Here is a 12,006-nt window from a genome sequence, read left to right on the forward strand (position 1 = left end):
GTCAAGCATGTTAAAAGATCAGGATCGCATCTTTACCAATCTCTACGGCCTCAAGGATACCTCGCTGAAGGGTGTGCTTGCGCGCGGTCATTGGGATGGCACAAAGCAGATCATCGAAAAGGGACGTGACTGGATCATCAACGAAATGAAGGCATCCGGCCTTCGTGGTCGTGGTGGTGCTGGCTTCCCGACTGGCCTGAAATGGTCCTTCATGCCGAAGGAAAGCGACGGCCGTCCGCATTATCTCGTCGTCAACGCCGACGAATCAGAGCCCGGTACCTGCAAGGACCGCGAAATCCTGCGCCACGATCCGCACACGCTGATCGAAGGCTGCGTGATCGCCGGCTTCGCCATGAGCGCACACACCGCTTACATCTATGTTCGCGGTGAATATATGCGCGAACGCGAAGCCCTTCAGGCTGCCATCGACGAATGCTACGACGCCGGTCTGCTCGGCAAGAACAACAAGAACGGCTGGGATTTCGACGTCTACGTTCACCATGGCGCAGGCGCTTACATCTGCGGTGAGGAAACGGCGCTTCTCGAAAGCCTGGAAGGCAAGAAGGGCCAGCCGCGCCTCAAGCCTCCGTTCCCGGCCAATATGGGCCTCTACGGCTGCCCGACCACGGTCAACAACGTCGAATCGATCGCCGTTGCACCGACTATCTTGCGTCGTGGTGCCTCGTGGTTCTCCTCCATCGGCCGTCCGAACAACGTCGGCACGAAGCTGTTCATGGTCTCTGGCCATGTCGAGCGTCCCTGCACCTTCGAAGATGCGCTGGGCCTGTCCTTCAAGGAACTGATCGAGCGTCACTGTGGTGGTATTCGTGGCGGCTGGGACAATCTTCTCGGCGTCATTCCAGGCGGCGCATCGTGCCCCATCGTTCGCGGTGAGGACATGAAGGACGCCATCATGGACTTCGACGGCATGCGCGACGTAAAGTCGTCTTTCGGCACGGGCGGCATGATCGTCATGGACAAGTCCACCGACGTCATCAAGGCCATCGCCCGGATCGCGGCCTTCTTCAAGCACGAAAGCTGCGGCCAGTGCACCCCTTGCCGCGAAGGTACGGGCTGGATGTGGCGCGTGCTGGAGCGCATGGTGAAGGGCAACGCGCAGAAGCGTGAGATCGATATGCTGTTCGAAGTCACGAAGCAGATCGAAGGCCACACCATCTGTGCGCTGGGTGATGCAGCCGCATGGCCTGTCCAGGCGCTGATCCGCAATTTCCGTCCGGAAATCGAAAAGCGGATCGATGAATATACCTACAGGGCCATGGATGATGGCGCTGTGCTTGAGGCTGCCGAGTAACACCGGCCAAAGTAACACCCAAAGGGTGTTGCGAGGGGCGGGGATCGGGTGTACCGGTCCCTGACATCGTTAAAGTGTCTGGCGCTTTTTGAGTCTCAGCCGGATGCCATCAGGATTTGTCCTTTACCGCATTCAGATGCGCGACGGACAGGCAACAGGACGTAAGTAGGACCATGACAAAGCTCAAGGTTGACGGTAAAGAGATCGAAGTTCCGGATCATTTCACGCTGTTGCAAGCGTGCGAGGAGGCTGGTGCCGAAGTTCCTCGCTTTTGTTTCCACGAGCGTTTGTCCGTGGCGGGTAACTGTCGCATGTGTCTCATCGAGGTAAAGGGCGGACCTCCAAAGCCCGCTGCTTCCTGCGCCATGGGCGTACGCGATATTCGCGGCGGCCCGAACGGCGAATTGCCGGAAGTTTTCACCAACACGCCGATGGTCAAGAAGGCCCGCGAAGGCGTGATGGAATTCCTGCTCATCAACCATCCGCTCGATTGTCCGATCTGTGACCAGGGTGGCGAATGCGACCTGCAGGACCAGGCGATGGCCTTTGGTATTCCTGGCTCGCGCTATTCCGAAAACAAGCGCGCCGTGGAAGACAAATACATCGGACCGCTCGTCAAGACGGTGATGAACCGCTGTATTCACTGCACACGCTGCGTTCGCTTCACCACGGAAGTCGCCGGCATTTCCGAACTCGGTCTGATCGGTCGCGGCGAGGATGCCGAGATCACGACATACCTTGAGCAGGCGATGACGTCTGAGCTTCAGGGCAACGTCGTTGACCTGTGCCCGGTCGGTGCTCTGACCTCCAAGCCTTTCGCGTTCACCGCGCGTCCATGGGAACTCGGCAAAACCGAAACCATCGATGTGATGGATGCGCTCGGCTCCGCCATCCGTGTCGATACCCGTGGTCGCGAAGTCATGCGCGTCATGCCGCGTGTCAACGAAGCGATCAACGAAGAGTGGATTTCCGACAAGAGCCGCTTCATTTGGGACGGCCTCAAGACCCAGCGTCTCGACAAGCCTTACGTCCGCAAGGATGGCCGCTTGCAGCCTGCCACATGGGGCGAAGCCTTCGGCGCGATCACGGCTGCCGTTGCCGCCACATCCGGTGAAAAGATCGGCGCTATCGCTGGTGATCTGGCATCCGTCGAAGAAATGTTTGCGCTCAAGACGCTGCTCGCATCGCTCGGTTCGACCAATGTCGATTGCCGTCAGGATGGCGCGGCCCTCGATCCATCGCTCGGTCGCGCAAGCTACCTGTTCAACGCAACGATCGAAGGCATCGAACATGCCGACGCGCTGCTGATCATCGGATCCAATCCACGCTATGAGGCATCCGTCCTCAACGCGCGCATTCGCAAGCGCTGGCGTCGTGGCGGATTCCCGATTGCGGTTATCGGCGAAGCGAGCGAACTGCGTTACGAATACGAATACCTCGGCTCGGGCACGGACACTCTGTCTGACCTGGCTTCCGGTTCGCATAGCTTCGTTGAAAAGCTAAAGGCAGCAAAGAACCCGATGATCATCGTCGGGCAGGGCGCGATCTCGCGTGAAGACGGAGCGGCCGTGCTGGCTGCGGCTGCAAAGCTTGCCGTTTCCGTGGGTGTCATCTCGGCTGAATGGAACGGCTTCTCTGTTCTGCATACAGCTGCCGCCCGCGTTGGTGGTCTGGATATCGGCTTCGTACCGGCGGACAAGTCGGCCAATGCTGCATCGATCGTGGCCTCGTCGGATGTTCTCTTCCTGCTCGGTGCGGATGAGATCGATCTCTCGACAAAGACCGCAAAGCTGACCGTCTATATTGGTTCGCATGGCGACGCTGGCGCAATGGCCGCCGATGTCATTCTGCCGGGTGCGGCCTATACCGAAAAGTCCGGTATCTGGGTCAACACCGAAGGACGCGTGCAGATGGGCAACCGCGCCGGTTTCGCACCGGGTGAAGCCCGCGAAGACTGGGCGATCCTGCGGGCACTGTCCGACGTTCTCGGTCATAAGCTGCCGTTTGATTCTCTCTCTGCACTGCGTGCCCAGCTTTACATCGCGCATCCGCATTTTGCCGATGCTGATGAAATTGCCGTGGCCGACGTTGCGGGAATTGAAGCGCTGGCGAACCAGGGTGGCACCCTCAACAAGGCAGGCTTTGGCTCGCCGGTTAAGGATTTTTATTTGACGAACCCGATTGCGAGAGCGTCCGCCGTGATGGCCGAATGTTCCGCATTGGCCCGCAACAACTTCAAGGCTGCGGCAGAGTAAGGGTAGGGGACTATGGAATCGTTTTTCTGGAGCTACGTCTGGCCCGCGCTGATTATTGTCGGCCAGTCCCTGCTGCTTCTTGTTTTATTGCTGGTGTCGATCGCCTTCCTTCTGCTCGCAGACCGTAAAATCTGGGCGGCTGTACAACTGCGCCGTGGTCCGAACGTCGTCGGTCCTTTCGGTCTTTTCCAGTCGTTCGCCGACCTTTTGAAGTTCATTTTGAAAGAGCCGGTCATTCCGTCCGGTGCCAACAAGGCCGTGTTCCTGCTGGCGCCCTTGGTTGCCGTGACACTGGCGCTCGCGACCTATGCGGTTATCCCGTTTGCGAATGGCTGGGTGATTGCCAACATCAATGTCGGCATTCTCTATATCTTTGCGATTTCATCGCTGGAAGTCTACGGCATCATCATGGGTGGCTGGGCCTCGAACTCGAAGTATCCGTTTCTCGGTGCGCTTCGTTCTGCCGCACAAATGGTGTCCTACGAAGTCTCCATCGGCCTTGTCATCGTCACCGTTCTGCTCTGCGTCGGTTCGCTGAACCTGACGGATATCGTGAATGCCCAGCATTCCGGTATCGGTACGTCGCTTGGTCTTCCGGCGTCGTTCCTGGATTGGCACTGGTTGCCGCTGTTCCCGATGTTCATCGTCTTCTTCATCTCGGCGCTGGCTGAGACTAACCGTCCACCGTTCGATTTGCCGGAAGCGGAATCGGAACTTGTGGCCGGTCACATGGTAGAGTATGGCTCAACCCCGTACATGATGTTCATGTTGGGCGAATATGCTGCCATCGTTCTGATGTGCTGCCTGACGACCATCCTGTTCCTTGGCGGCTGGCTTCCTATCGTTGATGTCTGGTTCCTCAACTGGGTGCCGGGTATCATCTGGTTTGCGCTGAAGGCTGGCATGGTCTTCTTCATGTTCGGCTTGGTGAAGGCATTTGTTCCACGTTACCGCTATGACCAGTTGATGCGTCTCGGCTGGAAGGTCTTCCTTCCCCTGTCGCTCGCCATGGTCGTGATTGTTGCATTCGTACTCAAGCTGACGGCGGGGGCATAAGATGTCCTTAGTCCTCGCTTGTAGATTTGGAGGTTGAGATGGCCAGTCTTTCACAAGCCGTCAATTCGCTGTTCCTCAAGGAATTCGTTGGCGCCTTCTTCCTGACGATGCGTCACTTCTTCAAACAGAAGGCGACGGTAAACTATCCCTTTGAAAAGGGACCGGTCAGCCCGCGCTTCCGTGGCGAACATGCTTTGCGCCGTTATCCCAACGGCGAGGAGCGCTGTATCGCTTGCAAGCTATGCGAAGCGATCTGTCCTGCCCAGGCCATCACCATCGAAGCTGGCCCACGCCGCAACGACGGCACGCGCCGCACGGTTCGTTACGATATCGACATGGTAAAATGCATCTATTGCGGCTTCTGCCAGGAAGCATGCCCTGTCGACGCCATCGTCGAGGGTCCGAACTTCGAATTTGCGACGGAAACCCGTGAGGAGCTGTATTTCGACAAGCAGCGTCTTCTTGATAATGGCGACCGTTGGGAACGTGAAATCGCTCGCAACCTTGCTCTGGATGCGCCTTACCGTTAAGGCAGCATGATATCTTCGGGGCAGTGCTTCGGAGAGGGTAAAACAGTCAATGCCCGTCGGTTATCGCTGGCGGGAACGAAACGGGCATGCGGCTTCAGGGTCGCGTTTGTCCGGTGAGGACAAAAAGGCACCAACATGGGTCTGCACGCTGTATTCTTTTACATTTTCGCTTTCGTCGCCGTGGCGTCTGCGTTCATGGTCATTGCTTCAAAGAACCCCGTTCATTCGGTGCTGTTCCTCATTCTGACCTTTTTCAACGCAGCCGCTCTCTTCCTGCTGACGGGCGCTGAATTCCTCGCCATGATCCTGCTTGTGGTTTATGTCGGCGCCGTGGCGGTGCTGTTCCTCTTCGTCGTCATGATGCTGGATGTGGATTTTGCAGAGTTGCGCTCGGGCGTGCTGCAATATGCGCCGGTGGGTGCGTTGATCGGTATCATTCTGGCGGCGGAACTGATCATCGTCGTGGGTGGCAGCGTGCTCAACCCGCAGGCGGCGAAGTCCATCACCATGCCGATCCCGAACCCGCTGGAGCGCGCCAATACGGCAGCACTCGGCGACGTGCTCTACACGAACTACGTCTACTTCTTCCAGCTTGCCGGTCTCGTGCTGCTGGTGGCCATGATCGGCGCCATTGTGCTGACGCTGCGTCATCGCACCGACATCAAGCGACAGGACATTGCAACGCAGGTTGGTCGCGACCCGAAGACTGCCGTGACAACGGTCAAGGTCAAGCCGGGTCAGGGCATCTAAGGCGCGAACGGATCCAAGGAAAATCATATTATGGAAATCGGTCTTTCCCATTACCTCACGGTCAGCGCGGTCCTCTTCACGATCGGCATCTTCGGTATCTTTCTCAACCGTAAGAACGTCATCGTCATTCTGATGTCGATCGAATTGATCCTGCTCGCGGTCAATCTCAACATGGTGGCCTTCTCGTCGTTCCTCAACGATATCGTCGGCCAGGTCTTTGCTCTGTTCATTCTGACTGTCGCGGCTGCGGAAGCTGCCATCGGTCTTGCAATACTCGTTGTCTTCTATCGCAACCGCGGATCGATTGCCGTGGAAGACGTCAATATGATGAAGGGCTGATAAGGCTATGATTTACAAAGCTATCGTCTTTCTTCCGCTGATCGGTTTCCTGGTCGCTGGCCTTTTCGGTCGCTCCATCGGTGCCAAGGCGTCTGAATATGTCACCACGGGTCTGATGATCATCGTGGCGATCTTGTCGTGGGTGGTTTTCATCAACGTGGCGCTTTTGAGCCACGAGCCCGGCGAAGTCATCAAGGTCACCGTGCTGCGCTGGATCCAGTCCGGCGGCATCGACGTCGAATGGGCATTCCGGATCGACACCCTGACGGCCGTGATGTTCGTGGTCGTCAATACGGTCTCCACTCTGGTTCACATGTACTCGATCGGCTACATGCACCATGATCCGCATCGCCCACGCTTCTTTGCCTACCTGTCGCTCTTCACCTTTGCGATGCTGATGCTGGTCACATCCGACAACCTGCTGCAGATGTTCTTCGGCTGGGAAGGCGTTGGTCTGGCGTCGTACCTGCTGATCGGCTTCTGGTACAAGAAGCCGTCCGCATCGGCTGCGGCCATGAAGGCCTTCATTGTCAACCGCGTTGGCGATTTCGGTTTCCTTCTCGGCATCTCAGGCCTGTTCGTGCTGTTCGGCTCGGTTAATTTCGAAACGATTTTTGCGGCCGCTGGCACCTACCTGCCTGCCGACGGCGCGGCGTCCACCGATGTCGTCATCAACCTGTTCGGCATGCAGCTGGACAAGGCGCATGCGCTGACCGGCGTCTGCCTGCTCTTGTTCATGGGTTCCATGGGTAAGTCGGCGCAGTTCCTGCTGCACACCTGGTTGCCGGATGCGATGGAAGGCCCGACACCTGTGTCGGCGCTCATTCACGCCGCGACCATGGTTACAGCCGGTGTCTTCCTTGTCGCCCGTATGTCGCCGATTTTTGAGTTGTCGCCGGATGCCCTGACGGTCGTCACCCTCGTCGGCGCGATAACGGCCTTCTTTGCCGCGACTGTCGGTCTGGTGCAGAACGATATCAAACGCGTCATCGCCTATTCGACCTGTTCGCAGCTCGGTTACATGTTTGTGGCGCTGGGCGTTGGCGCCTACGGTGCCGCCGTTTTCCACCTGTTCACGCACGCCTTCTTCAAGGCACTGCTGTTCTTGTGCGCCGGTTCTGTCATTCACGCTGTGGATGGCGAGCAGGACATGCGTCACATGGGTGGCCTGCGCAAGCACATCCCCATCACCTTCTGGACGATGACGGTCGGTACGCTGGCGCTGACGGGCGTCGGTATTCCGGGAACGATGATCGGTTTTGCCGGTTTCTTCTCCAAGGACGTCATCATCGAATCCGCTTATGCGTCTCACAATGCTGTCGCAGGTTTCGCATTCGCGCTTCTTGTCATCGCTGCTCTGTTCACCAGCTTCTATTCCTGGCGTCTGGCGTTTCTGACCTTCTTCGGCAAGCCGCGCGCTTCCGCAGACGTCATGCACCACGTCCATGAATCGCCGATGGTCATGCTGATCCCGCTTTTCGTTCTGACCGTTGGTGCAGTTCTCGCGGGCGTCGTCTTCGAAGGACATTTCTTCGGCGAGGAATATGCGGAATTCTGGAAGGGCGCTCTGTTCACGCTTCCATCCAACGAAATCCTCGAAGAGTTCCACCACGTTCCCCTGTGGGTCAAGTGGAGCCCATTCATCGCAATGGCTCTTGGTTTCGTGACGGCGTGGTACTTCTACATCAAGTCGCCGGAAACACCGAAGCGTCTGGCAGAGACCCATCGTGGCCTTTACCAGTTCCTGCTCAACAAGTGGTATTTCGACGAACTCTACGACTTCCTCTTCGTTCGCTCCGCAAAGGCGCTTGGCCGCTTCCTGTGGAAAAAAGGTGACGTCGCGGTCATCGACCACTACGGACCCAACGGAATTGCCGCGCGCGTGACTGATGTGACCAACCGTGTCGTTCGTCTGCAATCCGGTTACCTCTACCATTATGCCTTCGCGATGCTGATCGGTATTGCCGGGCTTGTTACCTGGATGATGCTCGGGAGTGCCCTGTAATGACCGATTGGCCTATTCTTTCAACGGTCACCTTCCTGCCGCTCGTCGGCGTGGTGCTCTTGCTTTTGACGAATGCAAACGGTCCGTTCGGTCGTCGCAACGTTCTCAATGTTTCGCTGCTGACGACAGTCTTCACGTTCGTGCTGTCGCTGTTCATCTGGATCGGTTTCGACAATTCGAATCCGGGCTTCCAGATGGTGGAAAAGCACGCCTGGTTCGGTGATATCGCCGCCTACCATCTCGGCGTGGACGGCATCTCCATGCTGTTCGTCATCCTGACGACATTCCTGATGCCGTTCTGTGTTCTGGCCAGCTGGAACGCCATCGAAAAGCGTATCAAGGAATACATGATTGCCTTCCTTCTCCTGGAAGTCGTCATGGTCGGCGTGTTCGTCGCACTTGATACCGTTCTGTTCTACGTCTTCTTCGAGGCGACACTGATCCCGATGTTCATCATCATCGGCGTGTGGGGCGGCAAGGATCGCGTTTACGCCTCCTACAAGTTCTTCCTCTACACGCTGCTCGGTTCTGTCCTGACCATGCTCGCCATCATGGCGATGTACTGGCAGGCTGGGACGACGGACATGACGGAGCTGCTCAAGCATGGCTTCCCGGCTGGCATGCAGACATGGCTATGGCTCGCCTGCTTTGCAGCCTTTGCGGTGAAAATGCCGATGTGGCCTGTCCACACCTGGTTGCCGGACGCCCACGTTCAGGCTCCGACCGCCGGCTCGGTCATTCTGGCTGGCGTCATGCTGAAGCTCGGCGGTTACGGTTTCATCCGCTTCTCGCTGTCCATGTTCCCGATAGCATCTGATTATTTCGCGCCCTTCGTCTTCACGCTGTCCGTCATCGCCATCATCTACACCTCGCTGGTGGCGATGATGCAGGACGACATCAAGAAGCTGATCGCCTATTCGTCGGTTGCTCACATGGGCTACGTGACCATGGGTATCTTTGCCGCCAATGTTCAGGGCGTCCAGGGTGCGATCTTCCAGATGCTGTCGCATGGTATCGTCTCCGGCGCGCTCTTCCTCTGCGTCGGCGTTGTCTATGACCGGCTGCACACCCGTGAGATTTCCGCCTATGGCGGTCTCGTCAACAACATGCCGAAATATGCGGTCGCCTTCATGGTCTTCACCATGGCCAATGTCGGTCTGCCCGGCACATCCGGTTTCGTCGGCGAATTCCTGACGATCATCGGTGTCTTCCGCGCCAATACCTGGGTTGCGCTTTTTGCGGCAACGGGCGTCATTCTTTCTGCCTCCTATGCTCTGTGGCTTTATCGCCGCGTGATCTTCGGCGCGCTGGAGAAGGAAAGCCTGAAATCGATGCTCGACCTTTCGACACGCGAGAAGGTCATTCTTTATCCGCTGGTGGCACTGACGATTTTCTTCGGCGTCTACCCGGCACCGGTCTTCGATGCAACGGCAGCATCGGTAGACCTTCTGATCAATAATTATACGGCCGCATTGCAGGCAGCGCAGAATGTTGCGCTTTCTCTGAACTGACGACAGGACCCGTAGGACATGACCGCTGAAATTCTTTTTGCCAGTCTGCGCATCGCGACGCCCGAGCTGATCCTTGCGGTCGGCGCTCTGGTGCTGCTCATGATTGGGGTCTTCTCCGGGGACAAGTCGACCAACACGGTTACGGGTCTTGCCGTAGCGCTTCTGGTCGTCGTCGGTCTGTGGATCATTTTTGCGCCGGCAAGCGGCCTTGCCTTCGGCGGCGTTTATGTCGCCGACGCCTTCGGCAATTTCATGAAGGTGCTGGCGCTGATCGGTGCCATCGTCGCCATGATCATGTCGGTCGGCCATAGCCGTGTGGAGCCGATCGGTCGTTTCGAGTTTCCGGTGTTGCTGGTTCTGGCAACGCTCGGCATTCTCCTGATGATCTCGGCCAACAACCTGATCTCGCTATATATGGCGCTGGAACTCCAGTCGCTGGCGCTTTACGTCATCTGCGCCATCAACCGCGAAAGCCTGCGCTCGACCGAAGCCGGTCTGAAATACTTCGTCCTTGGCGCATTGTCGTCCGGCATGCTGTTGTACGGTATGTCGCTGGTCTATGGCTTCACCGGCAACACAGGCTTTTCCGAAATCGCAGCCGTGCTGTCGTCCGAGACACGCTCGCTGGGCCTCGTTTTCGGTCTGGTCTTCGTTCTCGCCGGTCTGGCATTTAAGATTTCCGCCGTGCCGTTCCACATGTGGACGCCTGACGTCTACGAGGGTGCACCGACTACGGTCACCGCGTTTCTGGCCGCAGCGCCAAAAATCGGCGCGATGGCGATCTTTGTTCGTATCGTCGTGGATGCTTTCCAGCCAGTCTTTGCCGATTGGCAGCAGATCGTCGTGTTCATTTCGATTGCATCCATGCTTCTTGGTGCCTTTGCGGCCATCGGCCAGCGCAACATCAAGCGCCTGATGGCCTATTCGTCGATCAGCCACATGGGTTACGCCCTGGTGGGTCTTGCCGCCGGTAGCCAGTCTGGCGTTGCAGGCGTGCTGCTCTACATGGCGGTCTACATGGGCATGACGCTCGGCACCTTCGCCTGCATTCTCGCCATGCGTCGCAAGGACGTTGGCAATGTCGAGGATGTGGACGATCTGGCCGGACTTGCTTCCACCAATCCATTCATGGCCATCGTCATGACCATCATGATGTTCTCGCTTGCGGGCATTCCGCCGCTGGCTGGTTTCTTCGGGAAATATTACGTCTTCCTGGCCGCCATCGAAGCGCATCTTTATCCGCTCGCCGTCATCGGCGTGATCGCCTCGGTCGTCGGCGCCTATTATTATCTGCGCATCGTCAAGGTCATGTGGTTCGATGATGCCAAGGGCGGCTTTGAAAAGGCCGCTGGAGAGTTGCGCATCGTTTACGCTCTGTCAGGCCTTTTCGTTCTCGGCTTCATTCTCTTCGGTGGCGTGCTGGGCAATGCTGTTACCGTTGCAGCAAAGACGTTCTTTTGAGCGATACACGCATGAAAACGGGCCGGGTGTCAGTCGATGACTTCCGGCACGAATCTCTTGAGGAAACATCGTCCACCAATATCGAGTGCTTCGCTCGGGCGCGGGCGGGTGATCCCGGAAATCTCTGGGTCACCGCCCATAGACAGACCGGCGGCCGTGGTCGTCGCGGCAGGCCTTGGGTGTCGGAGCCCGGCAATCTCTACGCCTCTCTTCTTCTGATCAATCCCGCTTCCATGGAGCACATCGGCTCCCTGCCTCTTGCTTTCGCGCTGGCGGTCTACCGCGCTGTGGGTGCCGTGCTGCCCGCCGGTGGCGCGCCGCTTGAAATCAAGTGGCCGAACGATATTCTGATCGGACGCAAGAAGACCTGCGGTATTTTGATGGAAGCCGAGACTTTGATGGATGGGCGCATGGCGCTCGTCATCGGTATCGGCATTAATGTGGCCCATATGCCGGACAATCCGGCTTATCCGGTGACACGGCTCGGCGAACATGGTGCAGCCTGCGGCCCGGACGAAGTTTTTGCCCATCTTTTCCGGGAAGTCGCGTATATCCTGGACATGTGGGATCGCGGGCAGGGCGTAGCCGAAGTCATGAGACTGTGGCGTGCGGCAGCCTGCGGCATGGGCGAACCGATCACTGTCAATTTACCGGATCGTTCTATCCACGGGCGTTTTGCCGGAATTGATGATAAGGGTTTTCTGCTGCTGGAAGAAGATGGTGGACCTGTCCGCGCCATCGCTGCTGGCGATGTCTTTTTTGGTTGAACTGCGCGGTGCTGCGGCGC

At 57.6% G+C, this 12,006-nt stretch carries 10 protein-coding genes; all 10 read left to right on the plus strand.

Annotated elements, in window-relative coordinates:
• Positions 1–7 precede the first annotated feature (7 nt).
• The 10 genes from nuoF to EKM04_RS08110 all read left to right on the plus strand — a co-directional run bounded on the left by nuoF (position 8) and on the right by EKM04_RS08110 (position 11,986).
• Entirely contained in the window at positions 8–1,312 is a 1,305-nt protein-coding gene (gene nuoF, locus EKM04_RS08065; protein WP_183897688.1) for an NADH-quinone oxidoreductase subunit NuoF, read from the plus strand.
• Positions 1,313–1,485: 173 nt separating this feature from the next.
• Positions 1,486–3,567, plus strand: a complete 2,082-nt coding sequence (nuoG, locus tag EKM04_RS08070) for an NADH-quinone oxidoreductase subunit NuoG (protein WP_183897689.1) — start codon at positions 1,486–1,488, stop codon at positions 3,565–3,567.
• A gap of 12 nt (positions 3,568–3,579) precedes the next feature.
• The gene (gene nuoH / locus EKM04_RS08075; RefSeq protein ID WP_174152723.1) at positions 3,580–4,623 is read left to right on the plus strand and encodes an NADH-quinone oxidoreductase subunit NuoH; all 1,044 of its coding nucleotides are present in this window, start codon (positions 3,580–3,582) and stop codon (positions 4,621–4,623) included.
• A 38-nt stretch (positions 4,624–4,661) separates the two neighbouring features.
• Positions 4,662–5,153 carry an NADH-quinone oxidoreductase subunit NuoI gene (gene nuoI / locus EKM04_RS08080; protein WP_042619657.1) on the plus strand — a complete coding sequence of 164 codons (492 nt, stop codon included), beginning with the start codon at positions 4,662–4,664 and terminating at the stop codon, positions 5,151–5,153.
• Positions 5,154–5,288: 135 nt separating this feature from the next.
• Complete coding sequence (locus EKM04_RS08085) at positions 5,289–5,903, plus strand: NADH-quinone oxidoreductase subunit J (protein WP_174152724.1); 615 nt, start codon at positions 5,289–5,291, stop codon at positions 5,901–5,903.
• 30 nt (positions 5,904–5,933) lie between these two features.
• Positions 5,934–6,242: an NADH-quinone oxidoreductase subunit NuoK gene (gene nuoK, locus EKM04_RS08090; RefSeq protein ID WP_042619655.1), complete on the plus strand. Its 309-nt coding sequence runs from the start codon at positions 5,934–5,936 to the stop codon at positions 6,240–6,242.
• A gap of 7 nt (positions 6,243–6,249) precedes the next feature.
• On the plus strand, positions 6,250–8,247 hold the full coding sequence (gene nuoL, locus EKM04_RS08095) for an NADH-quinone oxidoreductase subunit L (protein ID WP_183897690.1): 1,998 nt from the start codon (positions 6,250–6,252) through the stop codon (positions 8,245–8,247).
• On the plus strand, positions 8,247–9,758 hold the full coding sequence (locus tag EKM04_RS08100; protein ID WP_174152726.1) for an NADH-quinone oxidoreductase subunit M: 1,512 nt from the start codon (positions 8,247–8,249) through the stop codon (positions 9,756–9,758). The genes nuoL and EKM04_RS08100 overlap by 1 nt, the downstream gene beginning before the upstream one ends.
• Positions 9,759–9,776: 18 nt before the next feature.
• Positions 9,777–11,219: an NADH-quinone oxidoreductase subunit NuoN gene (gene nuoN / locus EKM04_RS08105; RefSeq protein ID WP_174152727.1), complete on the plus strand. Its 1,443-nt coding sequence runs from the start codon at positions 9,777–9,779 to the stop codon at positions 11,217–11,219.
• Between the two features lie 11 nt (positions 11,220–11,230).
• Positions 11,231–11,986, plus strand: a complete 756-nt coding sequence (locus EKM04_RS08110; protein ID WP_183897724.1) for a biotin--[acetyl-CoA-carboxylase] ligase — start codon at positions 11,231–11,233, stop codon at positions 11,984–11,986.
• Positions 11,987–12,006 lie beyond the last annotated feature (20 nt).

This window comes from Rhizobium skierniewicense Ch11 (genome assembly GCF_023757665.1).
Classification (GTDB): Bacteria; Pseudomonadota; Alphaproteobacteria; order Rhizobiales; family Rhizobiaceae; genus Agrobacterium; species Agrobacterium skierniewicense.